Below are 25,708 nucleotides of genomic sequence, written 5' to 3'. Positions count from 1 at the left end.
CATCAGAATCGCTCATAAGCAATTTTCCCAGACCCCACGGCCAAGGACGGGAAATCCGGCGGCGTTTTAAACTTTGCCGTTACTGACCCACGCTCCTAGGACTCGAAGGGATCACCAAATGAACGACGAGGATGATCTTGATCCGATGGGTATCGAAGGACTCGACGCCCGCCTCGTCAACGTCGAAACGATCCTGCCCGACCTCTTCGACATGTACGAACTCCGCGCCGCCGGCGGGCCCTACTACTGGGAGGCACTCGACCACGATCAAGCCGTGAAGCTCTGGGACGAACTCGGCCAGTTCGTCACCTGGCTCGACGGCCGCTACCTCACCAACCTCGCCGAACCCAGCTACCGGCTCCCGGCTCCCGGCTCCCGGCTCCCGGCTCCCGGACTGCTGGTACCGCCACCCCATCGCCATCGAAGAACTCACCGCGCTCATGGTCTCGCACCGCGCCGCTTACGACACCCGCTCCGCCAAAGCCTCCTCCGCACTCGTCGACTTGCACCACCGCGCCCTCTGGCCCACCCTCGACTCGCTCAAGCTCCGCGCCGGCCTCGCCGGCTGCCGCGACCGCAGCGAACACCGCGAACCCCACGCCGGGCCCGCGACGTTCAGGGTGTCCGACGAGTATCTGGGATATGTCGACGTAGCCGCTGAAACGGCCTGACCTTCGATGACCCCGGACGCGCCCACCCGAGAATCGCTCCTGATCAGAACATCCAGCGCTCAAGAACGCCGCGCGCGCGGGACCCTCAGCGCCGGACAGGCGGCACGCTAGATTCGGCCCGGCCCCTTCGCCGCACCGTCGCCGATGAGGGTGATATCCGTCGAAATCGCTTCCGACGCATGGATCAGCGCCTCCCGAACCTTGTCGATTGACTCTCTGCCGCTCATGCCGTTTTGGGCCGGGAGAGAGACGTTGACCGCCGCAACAACACGGCCTGATCTGTCGTAGATGGGCGCGGCCATTGACATGAGGCCTACCTCGAGTTCTTGATCAACCATGGCCCAACCCTGGGCTCTGACCTTGTGGAGTTCGTCGAGGAGAGCCCCGCGAGTTGAAATGGTCCGAGGCGTGAGGGCAATAAGAGGTACGAAATTCAGGTACGCATCGAGTTCGGCCCTAGACAGACCGGCGAGCAACACGCGTCCCATGGAGGTGGCATACGCGGGGAACCGCGTGCCGACATTGATGCCGACCGTCATGATGCGTCGGGCCGACACGCGGGCAACGTAGACGATGTCCGCGCCGTCCAGAACGGCGGCCGACGTGGATTCCGAAAGCTTGGTGGAAAGATCCTGTAAGTGCGGCTGGGCCACCTGCGAGAGGCTCAAACCAGAGAGATAGGCGTAGCCGAGTTGCAGGACCAGCGGCGTCAACGTGAAGTTCTTCCCGTAAGAGCGGACGTAGCCTAGCTCCTCCAGGGTCATCAGGAACCTGCGGGTTGTGGCCCGAGTCAGATCTGTGCGCTTGGCAACCTCGGTGAGCGTCATGTGCGTGTGGTCAGCGTCGAAAGCGCGGATAACCGCGAGTCCGCGCGCCAGGGATTGAACAAACTGGTCGCTGGTGCGCTGCGCGTTTGGCTCTTCCACGGAGATGGTCCCCTCAATCATGCTTTCAGCATACTTTCACGTTCGGGCGCGAGCAGGGGCAAATCGACCAGTCGTAGAAGTTCTTCGAAGGTGCAGCCGTAGGTGTCGCGCACTCTGATTCCGTCGGGGGTGACAAGAAGGACTGCCATGTCCGTGAAAATGCGGGTGACGCATCCGACGCCCGTGAGCGGATACGTGCAGGCCTCCACGAGTTTGCTGCGCCCGTCACGCGTGAGCAGGTTCATCATGACGAAGACATCCTTGGCGCCGATGGCCAGGTCCATCGCCCCGCCCACGGCCGGAATGTCATTCGGGTCGCCCGTGTGCCAATTCGCCAGGTCCCCGGCGACCGAGACCTGGAACGCACCCAGCACGCAGACATCCAGGTGCCCGCCGCGCATCATCCCGAACGAATCGGCGTGGTGGAAGTAGGAAGCGCCAGGGAGCTCGGTAACCGGAATCTTCCCTGCGTTGATCAGATCTTCATCGAGCTCATCGCCTTCCGCCGCGGGTCCCATACCCAGCATTCCGTTCTCGGTATGCAGCGTGACGTTCTGGCTCGGCGTCAGGTAGTCCGACACCAGCGTTGGCTGGCCGATGCCGAGATTGACGTAGGCGCCTGATGGGATATCTTGGGCAACGAGCCTGGCGAGCTGATTGCGGGTCAATCTCTCAGTCACCGTGCGACCTCCGTCGAACCGTTGGATGTGATCTGGGCCGGGACGACGACAACGCTGTTGACGAAGATTCCGGGTGTTACGACGTTCTCCGGGTCGAGACCGCCCGTCTCCACGAGTTCAGAAACCTGAACGATCGTGTGCGCGGCAGCAGAAGCCATGATCGGGCCGAAGTTTCGTGCCGTCTTCCGATAGACGAGATTGCCCACTCCATCCGCCTTGAGCGCCTTGATCAGGGCGAAGTCAGCTCTGATGGGACTCTCGAGGACGAAGCCGCGCCCGTCGATCATGCGCGTCTCCTTGCCGGCGGCCAGCATCGTGCCGTAACCGGTCGGGGTGAAAAAACCTCCGATTCCCGACCCCGCGGCTCGGATCCGCTCGGCCAGGTTTCCCTGCGGCACGAGCTCCAATTCAATCTCGGCGGCACGGAACTTGGCGTCGAACAGTTCCGAATCCGACTGGCGAGGGAAGGAGCAGATGATCTTGGCGACCCGCCCAGCTCCGATGAGCGCCGCCAGCCCAACCGTGCCGTTCCCCGCGTTGTTACTGACGACCGTCAGGTTGCGGCTCCCTCGCCGAAGCAGGGCCTCGATGAGCTCAATCGGCTGACCGGCCTTGCCGAATCCCCCGATGAGGACAATCGCGCCGTCAGTGATCTCCGATACGGCCTCATCGACATCGTCGTGGATGGTCAGCATGCGCCCACCATTGTCGGCGCCCGCCGGGGGGAAACGTTCTCCAGGACAACGGCCAGGCCCTGGCCGACGCCGATGCAGATGGCCGCCACGCCCCACCGTTCGCCGCTGGCCTGCAGGCTGCGCGCCAGCGTGCCGAGAAGCCGCGTACCGGAGGCCCCCAGAGGGTGGCCGATGGCGAGCGCCCCGCCGTGCTGATTGACGATCGTCGGGTCTATGTCCCACGCGTCGATGCAGGCCAGGGCCTGGGCGGCAAAGGCCTCATTGATTTCGACGGCGCCCACGTCGGACCACGTGACGCCGGCCTGAGCAAGAGCGCGGTTTGCCGCCTCGACGGGAGCAAAGCCGAAGAATTGCGGATCTATTGCTGCCGCTCCTCGCCCGGCGATACGTGCCAGGGGGGACAGGCCCAGCAAGTCGGCGGCCGACTCGCTTCCCAGAAAGGCTGCGGAGGCTCCGTCGGTCAGCGGTGACGCGTTACCCGCCGTGATCGTGCCGGCCGTGGGCCCCGGTCCCGCAGGACGGAAGACCGTGGACAGCGTCGCCAACTTTTGCACGGTACTTCCGGGCCGGATTGACTCGTCTCGGGTGAGCGCCGTGTCGGGGACCATCGTTACCAGCTCATCGTAGAAGCCGTTGGCCCAGGCCGAGTCCGCCAAATGGTGCGAGCGGGCGGCGAATGCATCCTGACGTTCGCGGCTAACGTCGTACCTCTCCCTGAGCTGCTCGGTTGCTTCTCCCAAGGACACCGTCCATTCGGACGGCATTCTCGGGTTGACCAAACGCCAGCCCAGCTCGGTCGAGACGAGGTCGCGATCGTCCCCGTCGGCGGATTCGGAGGTCCTTGGTACGACCCAGGGGGCCCGGCTCATCGACTCCGTGCCACCGACCAGAACGACGTCCGCATCCCCGACGCCGATCTGACGGGCAGCGATGATCGCCGCGTCCAGGCTGGATCCGCACAAACGGTTGACGGTGGTGCCGGGAATCGACGTGGGGAGTCCCGCGAGCAGGGTCGCCATCCGAGCCACATTCCGGTTCTCTTCGCCGGCGCCATTGGCATTGCCCAGAACGACTTCGTCGATCAGGGCGGGATCGAACGTCGGCACGCGTGACAGGGATGCCTGGATCACGTGAGCAGCCAGGTCGTCCGGACGCAGGCCGGCCAGCGCGCCGCCGGACTTGCCGAATGGCGTCCGTACGGCGTCGTAGATGAATGCCTGATTCATGCCACCTCCGGTGTTCACGCCACGTGGCGAATAATGTTCACTTGTCGAACGAATGTGCGACATATGAACTATATTCGTGCCCACCTCTCGGCGTCAAGGCTATTGGTGCCCGCAGTGACGGCGTAGCCAGGGCCCACAATCGGCCTGAGTTGCTGAAGATAAATTCGTTACCCAAATGAGTATTGACTCTGCCCGCGCTGTCCCCTTAGTCTGTTCGCTACGGCGACATAGCGTTCGCCTGACGTACAACACTCGACGAAGGAGTCAGAGCTGGTGAGCAACGTTGCAGCGCCAGCCGAGGCGCCCGTCCGGGACCATGTGTTCCACCGAAACCTGCTCAAGAAGTACCCCGTGGCCGTGCGAGCAGCAGGGGTCTACATCTTCGACAGCGACGGCAAAGCTTATCTGGATGCTTCCTCCGGCGCAGTCGCCGCCAATCTCGGCCACGGCGTCCAGGAGATAGTCGACGCGATGGCAGCGCAGGCAATTCAGGTCGCGTTCGCTCACACTGTGCGTTTCGAGACACCGGTCATGGTCGAGACCGCGGGCCGGATTGCCGATCTGTCCCCGGATGGCCTAGAAACGGTGTACTTCGCCTCCGGTGGGTCAGAGGCCAACGAGGCAGCCATGAAACTGGCACGCCAGTTCCACCTCGACAGTGGGCGCCCGGGCAAGCACCTGGTCGTCGGCCGGTGGCAGAGCTACCACGGCAATACGCTGGGAGCGTTGAGCGCGGGGGGGGACGTCGGGCGCCGGACGAGTTTCAGTCCGATGCTGGCGCCGTACCCCCATGTCTCAGCCCCGGAGAATGAGCCTCTGGAATCGGTGTGTCCTCACCTCGGCAGCCCCGGCGAGCAGTTTGACTACATCGGCGAATTCGAACAGGTCATCGCCCGGGTCGGGGCCGAAAACATCTCGGCGTTCATCTGTGAGGCGATAGTCGGTAGTCAGCAGGGAGCCGTTGTTCCTCACCCGAAATACCTGGGCCGGGTGCGCGAGCTGTGTGACAGGCACGACATCGTGCTCATTGTCGATGAGGTGATGACCGGCTTCGGCCGAACGGGCAAGAACTTCGCCGTCGAACACTTTGGCGTTACCCCTGACATCATCACGTTCGGTAAGGGTGTGACCGGCGGCTATGCGCCGTTGTCGGGCATGATCGTGCACGACCGAATCGTCGACGTCATCCGGGAGCGCAGTGATGGCGTGTTCCGGCACGGCTACACCTACAGCGGCCACCCCGTCTGCCTGGCCGCCGGCAATGCCGCGCTGACCTACTACACAGACAACAGCGTGCTGGAAAACGTGGTGGCTCAGGGCCGCTACCTGCGCGAGAAGCTTGACGAGCTCCAGGCGCGCCAGCCTCGCATGGGGCCGGTGCGAGGCAGGGGGCTGCTCCTTGGCTTCGATCTCCTCGACGTTCGGGGCAGGCGGCACATCACGTCGGAAGCGTTCAACGAGATGGCCATGCAGAACGGCGCCATCTTTTACCCGGGCAAGGGCCGCATCGACGGAATCCGTGGCCAGCATCTCCTCATTGCACCCCCATTGACGATCCAGCGCGTCGACATCGATTTGATGGTCGACATCCTGGAGCAAACGTTGACCGATGTCGACGTCGACGTAAGCAGTCTGATCATCAACGAAAGGAATGCACTGTGAACATCAGAACCACATCAATTGCGGCGCTCATGGCCGTCGTGCTGGTCGGCAGCGTCGCCGCGTGCAGCAGCGCCGCCGCCCCCACCGAAGACAAGGCCCAGGACACCCTGAAGGTCGGCATTGAGGGCGCGTACCCTCCCTTCAACTACTACGACAAAGACAACAAGCTGGTCGGTTTTGACGTTGACATCACCACGGCCCTTTCCAAGGACATGGGTGTCAAGGTCGAGTACGTCGCCACCCCGTGGGACAGCATCCTCGGCGGACTGCTGGCCAAGAAGTACGACATCATCATCTCGAGCATGGCGATCACCGAGGAGCGCAAGGCGAAGGTCGACTTCACCGAACCGTATTACCACACCGGTTCTCAGCTGTTTGCTCCGACCGACACGTCCATCACCGACTCCGCTCAGATCAAGGGCAAGCAGATTGGCGTGGCCATCGGCACAACCTTCGAGGAGAAGGCACGGGCACTCGGTGCGGATGTCGTCACCTACAAGTCCGACCTGCTCGCATTCGAGGACGTCAAGAACGGCCGCCTGGACGGGCTCCTGACCGACGGCCCGGTCGGCGGCAACGCCATCCAGGTCGGAGGCTACGACATGAAGGCCGTCGGAACCCCGCTCATCGACGCGGCAGCGGGCATCGCGGTCAACAAGAACAACTCGGGCCTGCTCAAGAAGCTCAACGCCGCGATCACGAAGATCCAGGACGACGGCACGTACCTCAAGATCAGCACCAAATGGTTCGGAACCGACATTCGCTAATGGGAGACAACCTTGCTTGATTTCAGTCTCGTCGCACCGTTCCTCCCTTACCTGTTGACGGGCGCCTTGGTCACCATAGAAATTTCGGTGCTGGCCACGGCGCTCGGCCTGGTGCTGGGGCTCATCGCGGCACTTGCCAGAATGAGTGTGTTCAAGCCCGTCAAGTGGGTGGCGGATTTCTACGTCTGGTCGATCCGAGGCACCCCGGTGCTGGTTCAGCTGTTCATCGTGTACTTTGGGCTTCCCCAAATCGGGATCGAGCTCGGGGCCATGCTGGCGGCTGTGCTGGCGCTGGGGGCGAACACCGGGGCGTACGTCGCGGAGATTCTCCGTGGCGGAATCCTGGCCGTGCCCGCGGGGCAGATCGAGGCAGCGGAATCCCTGGGCATGAGCTCCGCCAAAGTCATGCGCAGGATCATCCTGCCCCAGGCCTTCCGGCTGAGCATTCCAGCCCTCGGCAACCAGGCCGTCTCGATGCTCAAGGAGTCATCGCTGGCATCACTGGTGACGGTAAACGAGCTGATGATGGTCTCCCAGAGGTTCGCGGCCACGAACTACGCCTACATGGAGTTCTACATCGTGGCCGCGGTGATCTACCTGGTCATGACCACCGGGATGTCCTGGATTCTGGGGAAGATCGAGTTCCGCATGTCCGTGAGCGAGCGTTAGGAAAACATGTCGGAAGCAGCCATCCAGGTCATCGACCTCCATAAGTCATTCGATGAGCTCGAGGTCCTCAGAGGGGTCTCTCTGGAAGTCAAGTCCGGTGAAGTGGTTGCGGTCATCGGCTCAAGCGGGTCGGGCAAGAGCACCCTCCTCCGGTGCCTGAACCGCCTGGAGCAGAGCACCTCGGGCAACATCCTCATCGACGGCACGGTCCTCACCGGATCCAAACGAGCGATCAGCGAGATCCGCCGCGAAATCGGCATGGTGTTCCAGCAGTTCAACCTGTTCCCGCACATGACGGTGCTCGAAAACGTCATGGAAGGGCCCATCCAGGTTCTGGGGATTCCGAAGAAGGATGCCGCAACCCTGGCCGCAGGATTGCTGGCGAAGGTGGGGTTGGCCGAGAAGGCTCGCGTTTACCCGCGCAAGCTCTCGGGCGGTCAGCAGCAGCGCGTGGCCATCGCCCGGGCGCTAGCGATGAATCCGCGCGCCATGCTTTTCGACGAACCCACCTCAGCCCTTGACCCGGAACTGCGCGGCGAGGTGCTGCAGGTGATGAAACAGCTGGCGGCCGAGGGGATGACCATGGTCGTCGTCACCCACGAGATGAAGTTTGCCCGTGAAGTGGCCGACCGGGTGATCTTCATGCACAACGGCGTCATCGAAGAGCAAGGGCCTCCGGACCAGCTGTTCGACTCCCCGCGGAGCGAGCGTCTCCGCGGTTTTCTCCGGCACGTGAGTTAGGCAAGGGCATGAAAGAAGCGAGCAGCGCAAATCTCATCGGTGGCGCGTGGCAGGGTACGAGCGGACTGACTCGATTCGAGACCCGCGACCCGGCAACCGGCAACCGGCTCGAGGGATACGGCGTCTCGTCTGCCGCCGACGTCGATGCGGCCGTCGACGCCGCACGGCTGGCTTTCCCGACGTGGCGGCGCGAGCCGGCGCCCGCCCGAGGGCGGCTGCTGCACCGAGTCGCCCAGGAGCTGGAGGCCGTCAAGGACGAACTCGCCCGCACCATGACCCTGGAAATGGGCAAGGTGCTCACCGAGTCGCTGGGGGAAGTCGACGCCACGATCGCGAGCTGCCGCTTCATGGCAGGGGAGGGACTTCGTGCCCTCGGTGAGGTGCTCCCGTCGGCATCGGCGAACCGGACGATCATGACCGTGCGTGAACCCGTCGGCGTGGTCGCGTGCATCACGCCGTGGAACTTCCCGATCGCGCTTGCCGCGTACAAGATCTTCGCTGCCCTCGTTTCCGGTAACTGTGTCGTCTGGAAGCCCGCACCGAATATCAGCGGAAGTGCGCTTTTGTTCACCCAGGCGCTTGTCAGGGCAGGCGCGCCCGCGGGGGTCGTCAACCTCCTCTCCGGGGGCGGGATTGACGCGGGTCGCCGGTTGTCCACCCACCCCGGCGTCGACGCCGTCGCATTCACCGGCTCCACTGCGGTGGGTATCGAGATCGCCGAGGCTTGTGCCCGAACCCTGACCCCGGTCTCATTGGAGCTCGGCGGCAAGAACGCGATCATTGTTCTCGAGGACTCCGACCTTTCCCTTGCCGCGAACGGAATCATGCAGTCAGCCTTTGCCACGTCCGGCCAGCGCTGTACCGCGGCAAGCCGCGTGATCGTGCAGCGGTCTGTGCGCGAGCCGCTGCTGGCCGAACTCCTGCGCCGCACCGAACAACTGAAGCTCGGCCATGGAACGGATGCGGCCGTGAATCTCGGTCCGCTGGCCACACCTGCCCAGTTGGACCGGGTGGCCTCGCTGGTCACGGCCGCCGTCCAGGCCGGCGCCGAGGTGCTCAGCGGAGGTTCCAGGGCGGAGCTCGCGGAGTACCCGAATGGCAGCTTCTACCAGCCGACCTTTCTCGGCGGTGTCAGGGCAACCGACGCTATCGCCCGGACCGAGGTCTTCGGTCCGGTCGTCGCCGTGATCGACGTCGACGACTATGAGCAGGCGGTCGCAGCGAACAACAGTACGGACTACGGATTGTCTTCCTCGATCTACACGCAAAGCCTCCACTATGCGCACCGCGCGGCCACCGATCTGCATTCCGGCGTGGTCTACGTCAACAGCGGAACATCAGCTGCGGAGTCCGGAGTGCCCTTCGGCGGAATGCGCCTGTCGGGAAACGGCCACCGCGAAGTGTCGACGCACGCATTCGACGTCATGACGGAACTGAAGTCCGTCTACATGAGTTTCTGAGAGGACCGTATGTCTGTTGCACTCGAAAATCGCCTGACCATGCTGTCCATGGACCCGCTAACGACAACCGAGGAGGAATCCACTCTCGCGGCATCCGACTATGCGAACCTCACCGCACACCTGCAGGCGGACACAGCGGGAACCATGGCCGGGCAACGTGTGGTAATCGTCGGTGGCGGCGTGATCGGCCTGATGACGGCGCTGTACCTCACGCGTGCGGGGGCCCATGTGGAGCTCTTCGAAGCCGAGTCGCTGGGGGCTGCGGCCTCGGGCCGGAACGCCGGAGGAATCTATGCCTTCGGTCGCGCTATCGGCGAGGTCGCCCTTGCACGCGCCTCCATGGACCTGTGGGAGGACCTCACTCTCGGCGGCCTCGACAGCCACTTCCGCCGCCCGGGCCACGCGATGATCGCGCTCAATGACCACGAGCGAGGCCTGCTGGACATGGCCGAACGCCACTATGCGCTGGCCGGGCTTCCCACCCGGATGCTAACCCCCGACGAGGCGGTCGCCATGCTGCCTGGGGTGTCGCCCGACAATGCGGGGGCGCTGATGGGCACCACGGATGGGCAGGGTTACCCGTTCACCGCGGTCTCGTCGATCATCGCCGAACTGCGCGCGGCGGGCGCGATCATCCGCGACCACTGCCGCGTGCAGTCGGTCATTGAGCTAGGTGGCCAGGCCCGGGGAGTCCGATCGGAGCTCGGTGTCACCGAAGCAGACCACGTCATTCTCTGCGCCGGTCCCTGGCTGGCCGGATTCAGCGAATCGGCCGGCTGTAACCTTGCGGTGCGGCCCCGGCGCTCACAGATCATGGTGACCGAACGGATCGCGGGCATGGAGAACTTCCCCTTCGTTTCGGGCAACCGCGTCTACGCGCGCCGCACCCACGCCGGAAACATCATGATTGGCGGCGGCGGTCCCTGGGAACAGGACGGCTACAACGTCACGAGCTCCTCTGAGGCGATGTCGTTCCTGGGCAAGCACATGTCGGAGCTCTTTCCCGGCCTGGCCGGGGCACCGATCATCCGGGCCTTCGCCGGAACGGTGGAATTGACCGCCGACCACTTCCCGCTGTTCGGCCCGGCGCCCTCCATGGAACGCCTCTGGATTTCGGCCGGGTACAACGGACACGGTTTCGGTTTGTGCGCGGCCATGGGTCGACTCACCGTCGACCTCATCCGCTCAGGTTCGGACAGGGTGCCGCTGCCGGCGGCGGTCAGCGCCGTGGTCGGGGAGTTCGGTCCGGACCGATTCAACTCAAGGCAAGGGAACAGCCATGAATGACCACATGATCTGCCGGTGCGAAGACGTCACCGCCTCCGACGTGAGGGCCGCGATCGACGCCGGCGCCTGCAACGCCCAAGAAGTGAAGATGCGCACGCGGGCCGGTATGGGCCCCTGCCAAGGGCGGGTCTGCCGGCCGGCGGTCGAAGCGATGGTCGGGGTCACCAGCGAGGGAGTGCTGCAGAGCACCAGCAGCATGACGGTGCACCTCCCCGTTCGGCCCGTGTCTTTGCAGGATCTCGTCATCACCAGGGAGCAGTAATGAGAATCACCGGACATCCTGTCCTGCCTGACCTTCCAGCAGAAGAGGTCGGCTTCACCTTCAACGGGGAGCCGTACACGGCCCGCGAGGGCGAGCCCGTTGCGGCGACCCTGCTCGCCAACGGCGTCCGGAAGCTCCGCGTCTCGCCGGTAGCCGGCGAGCCCCGGGGAATCTACTGCGGCATCGGCCACTGCTACGAATGCCGCGTGTGGCTGAACAACGACACCCAGGTGCGTGCGTGCCTGACCCCGGCGACCGAGGGCGACTCCTTCGCGTCAGAGCGGACAGCAGAATGAGCGCCCCGGAAGCGTTCGACCTCGTCGTGATCGGCGGTGGACCAGCCGGACTCACCGCAGCCCGGGATGTCGCGGCCGCGGGGGGCCGGGTCATGGTCGTGGACGAGAACCATGCCATGGGCGGAAAGCTGCGCGGCCAGCTGCATGAGGACCCTGCGGATTCCAGCTGGTGGAAGGGGTGGGAACTGGCCGAACAGGCCGAGAAGGATGCCGTTGACGCCGGAGCTCGGATGATGACGGATGTCGTTGCCTGGGGACTCGAGCCAGGCTGGACGGTTCGATTGACGTACCCGGCAGGCCGGACGGGCGGCCCCAGCCAGCTCACGACGCGTGCGGTGCTCGTGGCTACGGGCGCGGTCGAGCGGCCGATGCCCGTCGCCGGCTGGACGCTTCCGGGCGCGATGACCATCGGTGCGGCCCAGGTGCTCACCAACATCCATAGGGTCAAGCCGGGTCACCGCGTGCTCGTCGTCGGCATGGACGTGCTTTCGCTCACCATCGCTAGGGCGATGCAACTGGCCGGCGTTGACGTTGTCGGCATCGTCCTGCCGCCCACGACTGTAAAGGGCAGCTCCCCCCGAGCCACGCTCGGTCGTCTCGCCCCGATGGCGAAACTCGCACCGGCGAAGTACATGCGACTCGGCGGACATTTCCTCGGGTGGTCCTGGGTCCAGGCCCTCGCTTCGCGGCTGGTTCCCCGGACGCTCCGCATGTGGGGCATCCCGCTCCATCTCCGCACCTCCCTGGTCGCCATCCAGGGAACGGACCAAGTCACTGGCGCGGCCCTGGTCAACGTCACAGCCGACGGGACGCCGATTCCCGGAAGCGAACGCAAGGTCGCCGTCGATGCGGTCTGCCTCGCCAACGGACTGATCCCGCTCAACGAACTCCTGGCAACGCTGGACTGTTCCTTCGTCCGCTCTCCCGACCTCGGGGGAACTGTTCCCGTGCACAGCGACACCCTGCGGACCCAGCTCGACGGAATGTACGTCGCCGGCAACTCGATCGGCATCGAGAGCGCCAAGATCGCCGAGAAACAGGGCGCACTGGTCGCGCTGAGCATCATCGACGACCTGGGCCTCTCCTCCCGGCACGGCGGCGACGCGGCCGGGGCCGCACTCGAGCTCATGGGCGCCCGGCGCACCATGGAGTTCCAGTTCGATGCCAACGTGCAGCGAGGCCACGACGACGTCCAGCGCGCGTGGGAAAAGAGCGGCGACCGGGCATGAGCACGCGCCGGCTTGGTCTTGCCTTCTTCTATCACGAATCACACTCGTTCAGCCCGCTCCGCACGAACCTCGACGCCTTCCGCCAGGAGGCCCTACTGAGCGGCGAAGATCTGATCGAGGCCTACCGCGGCACGAAGACGGAGCTCGGCGGTTTCCTCGACGCGCTCGAGGAAACCGAATTCGTACCGGTTCCGCTGGTCGCGGCGGCGGCCTCTCCGGCCGGCCAGGTGACTACTAGGGCCTATGAGCAGATTCGCGGCGACATGCTGACGGCCCTCGGGGGCGCCGGCGAACTCGACGGACTGCTCCTGGCGCTTCACGGAGCCATGGTCGTGGATGACTACCAGGACCCGGAGACCGACCTGATCGAGCACATCCGGCGGGAGCGGGGGCCGGCGTTCCCGATTGCCGTGACGCTGGACCTGCACGCGAACGTAACCCGCGGGCTCATCGACCAGCGGACATCCTGCTTCGGTTTCCAGACCTACCCGCACGTTGATGCGTACGAGCAGGGCGTGCGCGCCGCAACCGCGTTGATACGCCAAGTCCGGGACGGAATCACGTACTACCAGTGCTTCGCCAAGCTGCCCGCGCTCCTGCCGAGCGTCAACATGCGCACGGCCGAAGGCCCGATGCACGAGGCGGTCACCGCGGCCCAGGACTGGGAGAAGAGGGACGGCATCGTCGCGGCGAGCGTCTTCGGCGGGTATCCCTACGCAGACATTGCAGGTGCCGGTGCGAGCGTCGTCGTACTGGCCACCGACCGCGCGCTGGGCGAGGAGAGCTGCCGGGGCCTTGCATCACTGCTGTGGTCACTGCGCGGTGAGTTCGTCACCGAGCTGCCCGGCGCGGCGGCCGCTGTCGCGTTGGCGGTGAAGCCCGAGCGTCTTCGGCCGGTCGTGCTGGCTGACATCGCCGACAACCCGCTGAGCGGCGGCAGCGCTGACACGACGGCCCTGGTCGCCGAGGTGCTCAACGCGCACGTGCCGAAGTCGCTGATTGGCGCCTTGTGCGATGCAGAGGTCGTCGCGCAGTGCCGGGCCGCGGGGGAGGGCGCCACCATCGGCATCCGTCTGGGCGGGAAAATATCGCCCGAATTCGGTCCGCCGCTCGACCTCGAGGTAGACATCATTCGCGTCAGCGATGGGCGGTTCCGCAACACTGGTCCGATGAACACCGGACTCCAGGTCGACGTCGAAGGCGCCGTGCACCTGCGCGCCCAGGGGACCGACATCCTCGTGACCGGGCGGCCGATCACCGCGAACGACCCGGAGCTGTTCGGGCACATCGGGCTGGACGTCACCGGCTACGACCTGCTGGTCATGAAGGTCAAGAACCACTTTCGCGCAGCGTTCGAACCCCTGGTCGGGGACATCATCTACGTGGACGCACCGGGTGTGGCATCGAATGACTTCTCCACCTTTCCGTTCCGAAACCTGCCCGCCGGCCTGTGGCCCTTCGACCTCTCCGCGACCTTCACGCCCGACGTCAGGGTGGCCGTCATCCCGGGTGCGCTCGCTGCTGACAGGATTCCACAGTGACGGGCAAGGACCGGTTCACCCTCAGGGCGGCCGTCCTCGAGGATGCGGACGCCCTCGGGACGCTCCACATCGCGGTCTGGCGGGCCACCTATGAAACCTGTATGGACCCGAATTTCCTAGCGGGCCTGGACACCGCCGACTGGATCGCCGACTGGCGGAAGATCCTGTGCACGGACGACGGGAGACGCACGATCGTCGCGGTTGATCCCGAACGAGACGGCGCTATTGTCGGATTCGCCTCGGCGGGGCCTTCGCACGACGCCGAGCCGATTGCCGAAACGGAGTTGTACGTTCTGAACACCGACGTCAGCTGCCACGGCTCCGGAGTGGCTGCCCGGCTGCTGGAAGCTGTCCTGCTTCACCAGTCGGCGTCGCTCTGGGTCGTCGAGCAGAACGACCGCGCCCAGGCCTTCTATCGCAAGCATCGTTTCGTCGTCGAAGGTGCCCTGAAGTGGGACCCGGAAGCGGGAGCGCAGGATGTCCGCATGAGGCGGTAACTCGCCGGATTGGCTGGAGTTCCGGGCTCACCAACCACGAGAAAGTCGTCTGCCCACACCACCCGCTCTGGCTCGGCGACGGCGTCGAGCCGCCCGGAAACCAGATTTCCAGGCGCACCTGCCCGGGCATTACGGCCGCATCACGCCATCACCGAAATCTCATCAGCCGGTTCGGCCGCACCAGAGTCTGCACAGCCTTCCACATCTCCGCATACATCAACCGGCACTGGTATGAGAACTTCCACCACTTCGACGAGTTCGCCCGCCTCCACAAGCGCTTGACCGTCGCAGACTGTGATCAACCGAGCGAGATCGCGCGGTGGGATCCGCACATCCACACGCCGGGCACACTACAGAAAGACCAGTTCGGCGGGGATTAAGCGGGGGAACCCTACATCGAGGCGATCGATAAATCGGAGCCTATCGAACTAGCTTCATTGAAACGAAGTTCGCCGCAACCTGTCTGTGCGCTGAGTGCGACCCCGTGCTGTTCGTTCTCGACCCCGCTCAGCGGCTCAGAGCGATGGGGTCTGCGCGGCAAACCGTCCGGTCGTCAACGATCGCCTCGCCGGTCGCGACCGTCCGTCTTCGCGAGCACATCGGACAGTAGCTCACGGGCCACGGCCGCGGGATGGGCCGCCCACCAACCACTCAGTGCGGAATACCCTTGCCAGGCGAGGATCCCCACCGCGAAGGAGGCGAGGGTGGCGAGTAGTGGGAATTCGACCGCGAGAAGCGGGAAGACCTGCCAATGGACGAGGTAAACGAACAACGATGCCGACGCCACGACGCCCAGCACCGGCACCAGAATCCGCGGAAGGGGCACCGCCGGAATCCACAGGAGGAGGAGCAGTCCCGCGATCGCGATCGCCTCGCGGGCCGGGTCGCCGAAGAACCCAGGGACGGTGAGCACGACGACCGCCGAGCTCAGCCCGCCCTTGACGTCCGTGGCACGCGCGATGAGCCAGCCGAGCGCGATGAGCCAGAGCACGACCAGTAACGATCTCGCCGGTGTCCAGCCGCACAGAGTCCTCATACGCGCGGCGACCTGGTTGCCTGGCGGGAACGGGATACTCATGCCCGTAATTGGTGCGAAAGCCGATGCGGGCCGGTATGGTGGTGCCGAGGCTCACAAGACTCACAGATCCAACAAGACTCACAAGATACACAGCCACTCACAAGGAGTCCACCATGGAGAACCCATTCCGGCCATCAGCCGGCGCGACACCGCCGGAAATTATCGGCCGCGCAGGCCTTCTCGACGAGTTCGCCTACGGCCTACGACTGGGCTCAGGTGCGCCGGGACTTCTCACCATCTTCACCGGTGCCCGTGGCATCGGCAAGACCGTCATGCTCGGTGCCGCCCACGACATGGCCAGGGAACGCGGATGGGCCGTGATCTCCGAGACGGCCACCGGCGGTTTTATGGGAAGGATCGGCGAATCCATGCGCCAGCTGGCCGAGGAACTCGGCAACGGGCCGCAGGGTCGCCGGATCACCGCGGTCTCCGCCGCCGGCTTCAGCCTCACGACAGAGCTCCCGCCTGAACGTCAGGTCGCCTGGCGGAACCTCGCTGAAGAACTCCTCCGGCTCCTCCAGGGCCGTGGTACCGGTCTGGTCATCACCGTGGACGAAATCCACGCCGCTGACCGTGCTGAACTGGCGCAACTGGCCGCCAGTGTCCAGCACCTGATCCAGGACCGGCTTCCCATCGGCCTGGTCTTCGCCGGCCTGCCGGCCGCGGTGTCGGACCTGCTCAACGAAGGCGTGGCGACCTTCCTTCGCCGCGCCGACAAGATCGACCTGCATGCGGCCGCAGTCCGGGATGTGGAGACATCGTTCGCCGACACGTTCGCGACGGCGGGGTTCAACATCTCACCGGCCCTGGTCCGGCAAGCCTCTGAAGCAACAGGGGGATACCCGTTTCTCATCCAGCTGGTCGGCTACTTCCTCTGGCGGGAAGCCGAAAGCAACGAGGGCGCGCTCGACGCGGAGGCTGTCAGCAGGGCCATTGAAGCCGCCCACCGACGCAACGCACGCACCGTGATCGAAGCGGCTCTCTCGACAGCCTCACCCAAAGACATGGAATTCCTTCACGCCATGGCCAAAGACGACGGACCGTCGGTCACCGGCGACATCGGGCAACGGCTGGGCGCCAAGACAAACCTTGTCGCCAACTACCGGACACGGCTCCTGGCAGCCGGACTCATTGAATCGGTAGGGTTCGGCAAAGTCGACTTCGCCATCCCCGGTCTACGCCGGTATCTCAGTTCGAAGCCCACGGACTAAGCCGCCCACCGAGTCTGACAAAGTGTCCGCGAAGTCGGCGAGCCTGCCGGCTATCCGTGGGCGGCAAAGGAGCGAGCGGCCGAGATGACCTTCGGGCCGATTTCGTCCAGTGGCCCGCCACGCAACAGGGCAGCTGGGGACTGGTCATCCAACTCCGGGTTCATGCCCTGGAACCACGCCTGGATCGTCTTCGCACTCTCACACTCGATCAGAATGCCGGCAACATAATAAGAGGTACGAAGTCTCTGTACGACGTCCGCACCAGGTGCACGAGAGCCTTCCGCCCATTCACGCACGGAGCGCGTGTTCGAAACGCGGCCCAAGTAGGCGACGAGCCGGGCGCCGAGGATCTCGCGCAGACCAGTGACGATCCCGCCGGTGTCCAGCCGCACAGAATCGGCGTACGCGCGGTGACCTGGTTGGGAAGCGGGGACGGGAATACTCATGCCCGCAATTCTTCCGCGTCACGGACTCAATAGCAAGGATCGCTCGTGTTTTCGCGGGCAATATAACAAGTCAAATAACATCCGATATGACCGATAATGGTTATTATGTTCGTTTTAAAGTGCATCTATTGCAGAATGTGCTGAATAGAGTTCTCCTGATATCGGCTTCGGCGAAAGTCGAAGACAGCGCGAACTCCCACGATTCGCACTGGGATGCGGCGAGTTCGGCCGGCGTTTGGCAGCCCCCACGGGTCAGTCTTTGCGTATGTTCACGCCCGTGCTGCGAAGTCGCTCTTGTCCTGGGCGATTCTGCCGTCTAATGTGAGTGAGTGCTCACATCATTTATCGAGACGGATGCGTCCGCAGCCTCCATCACCACTGACGGCCTGCTGCGCCAGTTCGGCAGCCTGACTGCACTTGACCGGGTCACCGTGACTCTTCCCCGGGGCGGTGTGGTCGGCCTCCTCGGCCCCAACGGATCCGGCAAGTCGACTTTGATCCGCATCCTGCTTGGGCTCATTCCTTCCACGTCGGGCCAGGCCACCGTGCTCGGCCACCCGACCACGAAACCGGCCCGCTACGCGGGCGACGTCGGAGCGCTCATCGAGGCACCGTCGTTCGTTCCGGGGCTCTCGGCTCGTAAGAATCTTCTGTCGCTGGCTCGTCTGCGCGGCTTGCCCGCGACCCGGGTCGCCGAGGTCATTCGCATCGTGGGTCTCGAGGGTCGGGAAAACGAGTCCGTTCGCCGTTTCTCACTCGGGATGAAGCAGCGGCTCGGCATCGCCGCGGCGTTGCTGCCTGACCCCGCCCTGCTGATCCTCGATGAGCCCACCAACGGCCTGGACCCGGCTGGGATCGTGGAGATTCGGCAGTTGCTCAAGACTCTGGCGGCTGAGGGGCGCACGGTGGTGGTCTCATCCCATCTGCTCGCCGAGATCCAGGCGGCATGCGATTATCTCGTCATCATCCGTTTCGGCGAGCTGATGTTCTCGGGACCGATGGGCGAGCTGCTCGACAAGGCCGGTGCGCGCATCGAGGTTGCCCCGGAGCATCCCGCTGATGTCGACCGGCTGCGCGTTGCTCTCGCGGCGGCGGGGTGGTCGCTCGAGGATGACTCGCTCGTCGTGCACGGCTCCGCCGCCGACGCGGGGGCGCTCAATCGTGCTGCACACGAGGCCGGCATCACGCTCAGCCGACTGACCCCGATCGACGAATCCCTCGAGGACGTGTTTCTCAAGATGACGGCGGCACCGACCCGCGACCCAGTAGCTGCCTCTCAGGGCGCCCGAAAGAAAGCTGCCACCAATGCGTGAGCTACGAAGCGAACTCACCCGTCTCAACCGACGGGGAATCTGGCTCGGGTGGCTGGGCCTCATGGCGGTCTTCGCCGTGCTGATCAACACGGTGATCTACACAATCGCAGCGAACGGGTCTGCACCTCCCGGCGGAGGTCCGGGAGTCGCTTTCCCTAGCGTGGCGACTCTGGAGAGTTCATCGGGAATTGTCGCGGGAGTCTCCTCGGCGGCCAGCATGTTCGGAGTGATCACGCTGTCGTTCTGGGCCATTGCAACCGCCTCGGACTACAGCACGGGCCTGATCCGCCTGCTTGCCGCTGCCCAGCCACACCGCTGGAGGCTGCTGCTCGGAAAGATCGGCGCCCTGCTGATCTGGACGGCCCTGGCAACGACGGTGGCGGTAGTCGTCAACCTGGCGGCCGCGCTCCCCTCGGCGGAAGCCGCGGGAATCTCCACTGAACTCTGGATGGATGACCTGGCCAGCGAGATCGCACGCGCCTGGTTGACTTCGTTCAGCGCCAGCGTGGTCTGGGGAATCATCGGACTCGTGCTCGCCCTGCTGAGCCGTTCCGCGGCGATCGCCATCTCGGTGGGAATCGGGTGGGTTCTCCTCATCGAGACGATCATCAAGACCGCGTCGAGTGAAGCCGGCCAGTGGCTGCCCGGAACTACTCTCACCGCACTGGCGCAGGGTGGAACCGATGACCTGACTTTTGCGGCGGCCATTCTGATCGGCTGCATCTACGCGGCAGTCGGCCTCATCATCGGTCTCGTGATCTTCATTCGCAGACCGATAACCGAATAGTCCGATTGGATAGACCTATGAACGCCCGCGGAGACACCACCCGAAAACGCCTCATCGACGCGACCACGGCCCTCGTTCGAGAGGTCGGCTACGCCAACGTCCGGACTCGCTCGATAGCGGTGGCGGCGGGTGTCGCCGAGGGCACCCTCTATCGGCACTTCGCCGACAAGCGGTCACTCTTCTACGCCGCGGTGCTGGATCGCAACGCACCCATCGTCGCAGCAACGGCGACGCTACCCTCCCTGGCCGGACGGGGCACAGTGCTCGAAAACCTACTCGAAGTCATTCGAAAACTTGCCCAGCTTCAGGAGGACCTGCTGCCGCTGGAGCAGGCGATGATCGCCGACCCGACCCTCGCACCGCTCCGCGGAGAACGGGTACAGATGCCACTGGAGGGGCCGCCGCACGATATCGCCCGCTATCTCGCCGCGGAGCAGTCCCTCGGCCGGGTTCGCGCCGAGTGTGACCCTACACTCGCCGCGATTTCGCTGCTGGCGATGCTGTTCGGCCTGGCCGTTCATCCACTATTGGGCAACGATCTCGCGAACTCGGAGCTCCTCGGCGCTTCCGTCAGTTATTTTGTAGACGGAGTCGGCGCCCCGGCCACACAACCCAAACTCCTCGCGTAAAAGTCGACGTGTACTGGGCCATGCAACGCCCAGCTTGGTGCCTGCGACAGCCGCGGACCTCTTTTACCATTGCCGTTACCGTTCGCCATCCTCGCGAGTGCGCTGCCCCATCTGACCAACTGGATTCCAATTCGGGGCAAGCACAAGCATTAGGTGAGGGACTTTAGACCGGCCAGGCGGAGGACGGCAGCTAGCCCTTCGGACGTCCCGGGCCAGTGTCGTTGGACCGCGTCACTGCCTGCCCGGCGAGTCGCGAAACGGAGAGCGAGCGCGACCACGATGGCGTCGTCCGCGTAGCCGAGAACCGGTATGAAATCAGGGATCAGGTCAATGGGCGACAGCAGGTAGACCAAGAGAACGGCCAGCCAAATACGAACTCCAATCGACACGGATCGATCACAAGTTAGGCGTTTGAGAAGCCGGGCGACGTCAGGAGCAAGGCGAAGAAGGCCACGAAGCGAAGCGCCGCCAGGATGCCGGCGCTGCTCGATCCAGAGGAGCAGGACAATGGCCAGCCAGAGCACGAGCAACCCCCCGAGCACGCCAAGAGCGATTCCCCACCAGGACGTCATGACTTGCGTCCGCAAAAATCGAGTTTCCACTCGTCGAGCAACATCGAGCGAACGTTGGATGTCATGCTCTGATTCTTGCAGTGGAGACGTCCAACGAACCCTCGCGCCGCACGCTCGCCCACCGGCTCCAGGTAAGGGGCACGATGGACAAGGGGCAGGACATTAAAGCCCCCGAGAGCACCCCTACTTTGCGAAGCAGGCTACTCTCACCCCCGCTGCTCACTACAGGACTGGAGCCGGCTCGATGGCGGGGCTCGTGTAATGGATGGCTCGTGCGCGGATTGCTCTGTACGTCGATGAGATTGAGACCTACCGTGCACGTCCGTCGTCACGGGATCGCTGCTCGTCGGGCTCTGTCGCCTGGTCGCCGCGGGTGGCCTGTCTGGCCTTCACGGTGAGGCCGGCTGCGCGCTGTTCTTCACACGGCCGGCCGTAGCCCGGTTCGCGGCGCGCATCGCGTCAACCACGGTGAGCGGCTTCTACCGACCCTCATCGGCCGCGCTCGCTAGCGTCCTTTGAGCCTGCATCGTCTGCGAGGCAGCTACGCGGGCCGCCAGCTCCGCACCAATTCCGCGCTCTTGGAACGCCTCTGAGGTGGCCGGCGTTTGTGCCGGGTCGACTTTGTACCGGTCGCGGAACACGGCCACTTCGACCGCAAGGCATGCCCACTGCTATCAGTGGGCGCCCTCGGCCGCTAGGTCACCAAGCTGCTGCGCCCACGCGGGCTGCTACGCCGCGATCGCAGTGCCCCGTGCCTCGAGGCACACAGTGAGGTACTCATACCGGTCGGCCAAGTAGTCCCGCCGTGCAGGATCGGTAGCGACGGCGTGGAGTACCCGACGATCGGCAATCCTTGCCGACACTGCAGGTCAAATGCTAGGTCAGCGGCGGGGTGTCCTGGGGGTTGGCCTCGTTGGGGGTGTCGCTATCCGTGTACTCGCCTTCAACGTCCGGGTCAGTTGTGGCACGCCCGTCAGCTGGGGTCGTCGCGTCGGCTTCAGGTTCCGTGTCGGTGTATTCGCCGTCGGACTCGGGGTTGGGTTTCATTAGGGGCTTCCTTCTGCCAGGGTCCCCTGACGGTATCTCTCCGACTGCGTGATCGCAATGACAACTTCACCAGCCATCGCAGTCATAGGAACTTTTCCCGCTGAGTGATTTACCGTTCAAGGCCCTCATCCCGGGTGCGCGGGTCATCTGCCTGTGTCGCTTGGTCACCGCGCGTAGCCTGGCGGGCCTTGACGGTGAGTCCCGCGGCGCGCTGCGCGTCCCGCTGCTTGTCGGCCGTGGCCCGGTTCGCTCCCCGCATCGCGTCCAGCGCGGTGGACGGATTCCGACGGCCAGCCTCAGGCGTCCTCGGCGGGGTGCCCTGAGTCTGCTTCTCCTGCAGCTCTGTCACGCGAGCCGCGAGCTCCGCACCAACACCGCGTTCACGGTAGGCCACAGGAATGGCCGCGGTCTGGGACGGGTCGACCTTGTACCGGTCGCGGAAAACATCGACTTCAGCGGCGAGGCGCACCCACTCCTGACGACTGTTGCTTTCGGCCGGGACGTCGCCGAGCTGCTGCGCCCAGTCGGGCTGTTCGACGGCGATCGCCGTGCCGCGTTCCTCGAGGCGGACGGCCAAGTACTCGTACCGTTCGGCGAGATGATCGTGCCAGGCGGGGTCGGTGCCTGCGGCGTCGAGCACCCGCCGGTCGGCGATCCACGCCGGCACCGCCGGACGCTCCCCCACTGCCGACGCCTGGTCGACGGGTGCCGTTTCGATGCGGCGCTCCATCCGGTGGGAGAGGACGGCGCCGGCGTCGTCGGCGGTGCCGCGTTCTCGTTCGTTCCACGAGTCCCGCAGCAAAGTGGCCGGGTCAAGGCCCTGGGTTTCGGCGCGGGTAAGGGCGGCGGTGACGGCTCCCCAGCTCTCGGAGCTGGTGAGGTTCCGGGCATCTGTCTCGTCGAGGGTGTGGCCCACGAGTCGATTGAAGCGGACGGTTTTGGCGCGTTCGGCGACGTCGCCGTACTGATCGATGAGGGTGACCAGGTCATCGACTCGGGCTTGTTCGGCGCGGATGGTTTCGGTGGCGGAGAGCATCCCGTCGCTGTGACCGGCGATGGTGTCCAGGACGTCACTCATCGGCTGGGCATCCTCGGTCTCGACGTAGAGGTGGTTGGCTTCCTTGCCGCGGGTCAGCCCGACGTAGACGAGTTCGCGGGAGGTGGAAGAGTCGGCGAGGACGTGCGCGGTGTCCGCGGTCATGCCCTGGGCCCGGTGAATGGTCGACGCGTAGCCGAGCTCGACGTTGTTCTGCACGTACTCGGCGGGGAGGGTGATGCGGCCGCCGTGCCCGGCATGGGTGACGGTCAACGCCCCGTCGGCTTGCACCTTCCCCACGATCCAGACGTCACCGTTTTTGACCCGGTCGGTTCCGCGCCCGGTGCGGAGGGTGGCGTCGTTGAGGCGGGTCACGATCCTGTCCCCCTGGTACGCGGCCAATCCGTCGCGCAGCTGCGAGGAATTCTTCCCGGATACGAGGCCGGCGCCCATCCGGTTGGCCTGGGCCCTCGTGTTGAGGTCGGTGACGGTCACGTTCTGTTGGGCGAGCATGACGACGTTTTTGCTGGCTTCGTCGTCGTGCTGCCAGGCGGCGAAGACGTGGTCGGTCATCCGGTCGATGCCGCCAGCGGTGACCCGGTTGTTGTCGACGTACCAGCGGAATGGGTCCCCCACCGTGGCAGGGTCGCGGAGCTGCCGGGTTGCTTCGGCTTCGGCTGGGGATGTGAACCGGTGGATCTCCTCCAGCTTGACCGAGCCGACTTCGCGTTCCAGCAGGCGCAGCGCCCCTCCGGACTCAACGGCGGCGAGCTGCCGGTCGTCACCGATCAGGCGCACGTGCGCCCCGTGACGCTCAGCAATGCTCGTGACCTTAGCCAGGTTCAGGGTGCCGGCCATGCCGGCCTCGTCGACGACGATGATGTCCCCCGCCCGCAGCTTCAACTCGTCCGGGTGGCGACTGTCCGGGGTCGCGTCCCCGTGGGTGTCGTAGGCGCGGACGAAGGAGTGGATCGTGGCCGCCGGGACCTCGACGGCGTCGCGGAACACGGCGGCCGCCGTCGCAGACGGGGCCAACCCGATCAGGCGGCCGCCAGCTTGCTCGGTGGCGCGGGCGGCCAACGCGAGAGCGGTGGTCTTCCCGGCACCGGCAGGCCCGGTCGCGACGACAAGGAGCGTGCCGGAGGTCGTGAACTCACGTGCCGGGGCCCGCTGCCCGGCATCCAACGGTCCGGTGTGGCGGGCGGCGGTGCGGTCGAACTCGGCCACCGTGATGGGGGCGATCGTGCGGGTGCGGCCGGCGGCCAACAACGTGTCTTCGGCGGCGAGGAGGCCGGTGGAGGTGAAGAGCATGCGGCCCTTGTGCTCGTAGATGCTCGACCCGTCCCGGCGAGTCAGAGGCTCGAAAGAACCGTGCGGGGCGGGCGGCGTCACCGCGATCGAGTCCGTCTCCAGCGCACGCCGGGTGATGAGCTCAACCGTGCCTTCTGGTACGGGGCCGCGACTGTTTTCTTTCTGGACCCAGCGGCGGGCTTCGGCCTCGATCATGTGCGGACCCCAGACCGCGTGATGCTCCGACACCGTCCCTACGACCTCACGCGCAGCCCGATCCACATCCACCACCCGCGGCTCCCCCGGCCTGCTGCCCATGGTCGCCGCTGCGGCGCGCGCATCCTTGAGGAGGTGGGTGACGGTGGCGGCGCCGACGCGTTCGGCGGCCTTCGCGGCCCACTCGTGTCAACGACTGGTGAATACTGACCCCGTGGCGTCGTTTGAATTCGGACCCCTCCGTAAGACCCTTGGAGGGTGATAACAGTGGAGAACTGGGCAGAGATACGTCGGTTGCATCGATCGGAGAAGATCCCGATCAAGGAGATCGCAAGGAAGTTGGGGATCGCGCGGGTCACGTCCCGCTGAGTGGTGGAATTTCTCAACACCATGCAGGTCAGTGGTTTTAGTCTAGGCGGTGGCGAGTTCGGGGAGGATCACCGCCTCGTCGAGGACCTCGATGGGGTTGTTCATGACGGCCAGCTCGAGCATCGAGGCCTCGGAGAAGTAGCGTCTTTCGCCAGCTTCCCACTCGTCGTGCTGCTCGATCAACTCCGACCCGGCCAGGCGCAGCAGGGCCGCGGCGTTGGGGAAGACGCCGACGACGTCGGTGCGGCGTTTGATCTCCTTGTTCACCCGTTCGAGCGGGTTCGTGGACCAGATCTGGCGCCAGTGCCGCTTTGGGAAGCCGGCGAAGGCGAGGAGGTCGGGTTGCGCGTCGACGAGCATCGCCGCGACCTTCGGGTGCGAGCAGTCCAGCATCGTGGTCACCTCGCGAAACTGTTTCTCGATGTGCTCGCGGTCGGGTTGGGCGAAGATGGTGCGGATGATCGAGGCGACCATGTCCTGCGATCCCTTCGGCACCACGGCGAGGACGTTGCGCATGAAGTGCACCCGGCAGCGTTGCCAGCCGGCGCCCTGGAACACGGTCCCGATGGCCTTCTTCAGGCCCGTGTGCGCGTCAGACATGACCAGCTTGACCCCGTCGAGGCCGCGGGTCTTCAACGACCGCAGGAAGCTGGTCCAGAAGCCCTCGTTCTCGCTGTCACCAACGTCGAAACCCAGGACTTCACGGCGTCCGTCGGCCGCGACGCCGACCGCGACGACGATGGCCTGGGACACGATCCGGTGGCCGACGCGGGCCTTGCAGTAGGTCGCGTCAAGGAACACGTAGGGGAAGTCCCGCGCGGCGAGGGTGCGGTCGCGAAACTGGGCGACCTCGGCATCCAGGCCCGCGCAGATCCGGGACACTTCCGACTTCGAGATCCCGGTGTCAGCACCGAGCGCCTTGACCAGATCGTCGACCTTCCGGGTCGATACACCGTGAACGTAGGCCTCCATCACGACCGCGAACAACGCCTGGTCGACCCGGCGACGCCGCTCCGACAGCGCCGGGAAGAAGGAGCCGGCGCGCAGCTTCGGGATCTTCAGATCGAGGTCCCCGGCCGTCGTCGTCAACGTCCGCGGCCGGGTG

The 25,708-nt window shown here is 65.0% G+C and carries 27 protein-coding genes and 1 pseudogene; 17 read left to right on the top strand and 11 right to left on the bottom strand.

Features of this window, described 5'->3' with window-relative positions:
- Positions 1 to 79: 79 nt before the first annotated feature.
- Positions 80 to 433, bottom strand: coding sequence for a hypothetical protein (locus E3O49_RS18660; RefSeq protein WP_160141050.1), 354 nt, complete (start codon positions 431 to 433; stop codon positions 80 to 82).
- A gap of 7 nt (positions 434 to 440) precedes the next feature.
- Here E3O49_RS18660 and E3O49_RS18655 point away from each other — a divergent pair, with 7 nt between their 5' ends.
- Complete coding sequence (locus E3O49_RS18655; RefSeq protein WP_134366463.1) at positions 441 to 671, top strand: hypothetical protein; 231 nt, start codon at positions 441 to 443, stop codon at positions 669 to 671.
- A 107-nt stretch (positions 672 to 778) separates the two neighbouring features.
- On the opposite strand, the gene E3O49_RS18650 is transcribed toward E3O49_RS18655, so the two are convergent.
- Genes E3O49_RS18650 through E3O49_RS18635 form a run of 4 tightly spaced genes read right to left on the bottom strand, consistent with a single transcriptional unit; the run spans position 779 to position 4,198 of the window.
- Positions 779 to 1,618: an IclR family transcriptional regulator domain-containing protein gene (locus E3O49_RS18650; protein ID WP_134366464.1), complete on the bottom strand. Its 840-nt coding sequence runs from the start codon at positions 1,616 to 1,618 to the stop codon at positions 779 to 781.
- Positions 1,615 to 2,277 carry a 3-oxoacid CoA-transferase subunit B gene (locus E3O49_RS18645; protein WP_134366465.1) on the bottom strand — a complete coding sequence of 221 codons (663 nt, stop codon included), beginning with the start codon at positions 2,275 to 2,277 and terminating at the stop codon, positions 1,615 to 1,617. Before E3O49_RS18645 ends, E3O49_RS18650 begins: the two co-directional genes overlap by 4 nt.
- Positions 2,274 to 2,972, bottom strand: coding sequence for a 3-oxoacid CoA-transferase subunit A (locus tag E3O49_RS18640; protein WP_134366466.1), 699 nt, complete (start codon positions 2,970 to 2,972; stop codon positions 2,274 to 2,276). The genes E3O49_RS18645 and E3O49_RS18640 overlap by 4 nt, the downstream gene beginning before the upstream one ends.
- Positions 2,966 to 4,198, bottom strand: a complete 1,233-nt coding sequence (locus E3O49_RS18635; RefSeq protein ID WP_134366467.1) for a thiolase family protein — start codon at positions 4,196 to 4,198, stop codon at positions 2,966 to 2,968. Before E3O49_RS18635 ends, E3O49_RS18640 begins: the two co-directional genes overlap by 7 nt.
- Before the next feature lie 273 nt (positions 4,199 to 4,471).
- On the opposite strand from E3O49_RS18635, the gene E3O49_RS18630 reads away from it, so the two are divergent.
- From E3O49_RS18630 to E3O49_RS18580, 11 genes are read left to right on the top strand one after another with little or no spacing between them, the layout of a single operon-like run.
- Positions 4,472 to 5,860 carry an aminotransferase family protein gene (locus E3O49_RS18630; RefSeq protein ID WP_134366468.1) on the top strand — a complete coding sequence of 463 codons (1,389 nt, stop codon included), beginning with the start codon at positions 4,472 to 4,474 and terminating at the stop codon, positions 5,858 to 5,860.
- Entirely contained in the window at positions 5,857 to 6,627 is a 771-nt protein-coding gene (locus tag E3O49_RS18625) for a transporter substrate-binding domain-containing protein (protein WP_134366469.1), read from the top strand. Before E3O49_RS18630 ends, E3O49_RS18625 begins: the two co-directional genes overlap by 4 nt.
- A 12-nt stretch (positions 6,628 to 6,639) precedes the next feature.
- The gene (locus E3O49_RS18620) at positions 6,640 to 7,296 is read left to right on the top strand and encodes an amino acid ABC transporter permease (RefSeq protein ID WP_134366470.1); all 657 of its coding nucleotides are present in this window, start codon (positions 6,640 to 6,642) and stop codon (positions 7,294 to 7,296) included.
- Between the two features lie 6 nt (positions 7,297 to 7,302).
- A complete protein-coding gene (locus E3O49_RS18615) occupies positions 7,303 to 8,037 on the top strand; it encodes an amino acid ABC transporter ATP-binding protein (RefSeq protein ID WP_134451273.1) in 735 nt (244 codons plus the stop codon).
- A gap of 8 nt (positions 8,038 to 8,045) precedes the next feature.
- The gene (locus E3O49_RS18610; RefSeq protein WP_134366472.1) at positions 8,046 to 9,497 is read left to right on the top strand and encodes an aldehyde dehydrogenase family protein; all 1,452 of its coding nucleotides are present in this window, start codon (positions 8,046 to 8,048) and stop codon (positions 9,495 to 9,497) included.
- Between the two features lie 9 nt (positions 9,498 to 9,506).
- Positions 9,507 to 10,784 carry an NAD(P)/FAD-dependent oxidoreductase gene (locus E3O49_RS18605; protein ID WP_134366473.1) on the top strand — a complete coding sequence of 426 codons (1,278 nt, stop codon included), beginning with the start codon at positions 9,507 to 9,509 and terminating at the stop codon, positions 10,782 to 10,784.
- Entirely contained in the window at positions 10,777 to 11,046 is a 270-nt protein-coding gene (locus tag E3O49_RS18600) for a (2Fe-2S)-binding protein (RefSeq protein WP_134451271.1), read from the top strand. The genes E3O49_RS18605 and E3O49_RS18600 overlap by 8 nt, the downstream gene beginning before the upstream one ends.
- Positions 11,046 to 11,342, top strand: a complete 297-nt coding sequence (locus E3O49_RS18595; RefSeq protein ID WP_134366475.1) for a (2Fe-2S)-binding protein — start codon at positions 11,046 to 11,048, stop codon at positions 11,340 to 11,342. The genes E3O49_RS18600 and E3O49_RS18595 overlap by 1 nt, the downstream gene beginning before the upstream one ends.
- Entirely contained in the window at positions 11,339 to 12,571 is a 1,233-nt protein-coding gene (locus tag E3O49_RS18590; RefSeq protein WP_160141049.1) for an NAD(P)/FAD-dependent oxidoreductase, read from the top strand. The genes E3O49_RS18595 and E3O49_RS18590 overlap by 4 nt, the downstream gene beginning before the upstream one ends.
- Positions 12,568 to 14,112, top strand: coding sequence for a M81 family metallopeptidase (locus E3O49_RS18585; RefSeq protein ID WP_134366477.1), 1,545 nt, complete (start codon positions 12,568 to 12,570; stop codon positions 14,110 to 14,112). The genes E3O49_RS18590 and E3O49_RS18585 overlap by 4 nt, the downstream gene beginning before the upstream one ends.
- Entirely contained in the window at positions 14,109 to 14,609 is a 501-nt protein-coding gene (locus E3O49_RS18580; protein WP_134366478.1) for a GNAT family N-acetyltransferase, read from the top strand. The genes E3O49_RS18585 and E3O49_RS18580 overlap by 4 nt, the downstream gene beginning before the upstream one ends.
- 553 nt (positions 14,610 to 15,162) lie before the next feature.
- On the opposite strand, the gene E3O49_RS18575 is transcribed toward E3O49_RS18580, so the two are convergent.
- Complete coding sequence (locus tag E3O49_RS18575) at positions 15,163 to 15,600, bottom strand: hypothetical protein (RefSeq protein WP_134404480.1); 438 nt, start codon at positions 15,598 to 15,600, stop codon at positions 15,163 to 15,165.
- Positions 15,601 to 15,800: 200 nt separating this feature from the next.
- Here E3O49_RS18575 and E3O49_RS18570 point away from each other — a divergent pair, with 200 nt between their 5' ends.
- Positions 15,801 to 16,898, top strand: coding sequence for an ATP-binding protein (locus E3O49_RS18570; protein ID WP_134366480.1), 1,098 nt, complete (start codon positions 15,801 to 15,803; stop codon positions 16,896 to 16,898).
- 50 nt (positions 16,899 to 16,948) lie between these two features.
- Here the strand turns inward: E3O49_RS18570 and E3O49_RS18565 are convergent, their stop codons facing one another.
- Positions 16,949 to 17,344 (bottom strand): hypothetical protein, encoded by a 396-nt coding sequence (locus tag E3O49_RS18565; RefSeq protein ID WP_134366481.1) that lies wholly within the window; start codon positions 17,342 to 17,344, stop codon positions 16,949 to 16,951.
- A gap of 329 nt (positions 17,345 to 17,673) precedes the next feature.
- Between E3O49_RS18565 and E3O49_RS18560 the strand changes: the two genes are divergently transcribed.
- The 3 genes from E3O49_RS18560 to E3O49_RS18550 are packed head-to-tail and all read left to right on the top strand — an operon-like array spanning position 17,674 to position 20,073.
- Positions 17,674 to 18,657, top strand: a complete 984-nt coding sequence (locus tag E3O49_RS18560) for an ABC transporter ATP-binding protein (RefSeq protein WP_134366482.1) — start codon at positions 17,674 to 17,676, stop codon at positions 18,655 to 18,657.
- On the top strand, positions 18,650 to 19,444 hold the full coding sequence (locus E3O49_RS18555; protein WP_134366483.1) for a hypothetical protein: 795 nt from the start codon (positions 18,650 to 18,652) through the stop codon (positions 19,442 to 19,444). Before E3O49_RS18560 ends, E3O49_RS18555 begins: the two co-directional genes overlap by 8 nt.
- 17 nt (positions 19,445 to 19,461) lie before the next feature.
- The gene (locus tag E3O49_RS18550; protein ID WP_134366484.1) at positions 19,462 to 20,073 is read left to right on the top strand and encodes a TetR/AcrR family transcriptional regulator; all 612 of its coding nucleotides are present in this window, start codon (positions 19,462 to 19,464) and stop codon (positions 20,071 to 20,073) included.
- A gap of 149 nt (positions 20,074 to 20,222) precedes the next feature.
- Here E3O49_RS18550 and E3O49_RS18545 read toward each other — a convergent pair whose 3' ends face one another.
- The 3 genes from E3O49_RS18545 to E3O49_RS18535 all read right to left on the bottom strand — a co-directional run bounded on the left by E3O49_RS18545 (position 20,223) and on the right by E3O49_RS18535 (position 24,234).
- Positions 20,223 to 20,645 (bottom strand): YkvA family protein, encoded by a 423-nt coding sequence (locus E3O49_RS18545; RefSeq protein ID WP_134366485.1) that lies wholly within the window; start codon positions 20,643 to 20,645, stop codon positions 20,223 to 20,225.
- Between the two features lie 876 nt (positions 20,646 to 21,521).
- Positions 21,522 to 21,692 carry a hypothetical protein gene (locus tag E3O49_RS18540; RefSeq protein WP_160141048.1) on the bottom strand — a complete coding sequence of 57 codons (171 nt, stop codon included), beginning with the start codon at positions 21,690 to 21,692 and terminating at the stop codon, positions 21,522 to 21,524.
- A 109-nt stretch (positions 21,693 to 21,801) separates the two neighbouring features.
- On the bottom strand, positions 21,802 to 24,234 hold the full coding sequence (locus E3O49_RS18535; RefSeq protein WP_160141047.1) for an ATP-dependent DNA helicase: 2,433 nt from the start codon (positions 24,232 to 24,234) through the stop codon (positions 21,802 to 21,804).
- Between the two features lie 258 nt (positions 24,235 to 24,492).
- Here E3O49_RS18535 and E3O49_RS18915 point away from each other — a divergent pair.
- Positions 24,493 to 24,594, top strand: a pseudogene (locus tag E3O49_RS18915) (helix-turn-helix domain-containing protein); the annotation flags it as partial.
- Between the two features lie 51 nt (positions 24,595 to 24,645).
- Here E3O49_RS18915 and E3O49_RS18530 read toward each other — a convergent pair.
- Positions 24,646 to 25,708 (bottom strand): IS256 family transposase (locus E3O49_RS18530; RefSeq protein ID WP_134451264.1); only part of this gene is annotated, 1,063 nt, incomplete at its 5' end.

The organism is Cryobacterium shii, assembly GCF_004402595.1.
In the GTDB taxonomy this organism is placed as follows: domain Bacteria; phylum Actinomycetota; class Actinomycetes; order Actinomycetales; family Microbacteriaceae; genus Cryobacterium; species Cryobacterium shii.
This window is presented reverse-complemented; position numbering and strand designations above follow the sequence as displayed.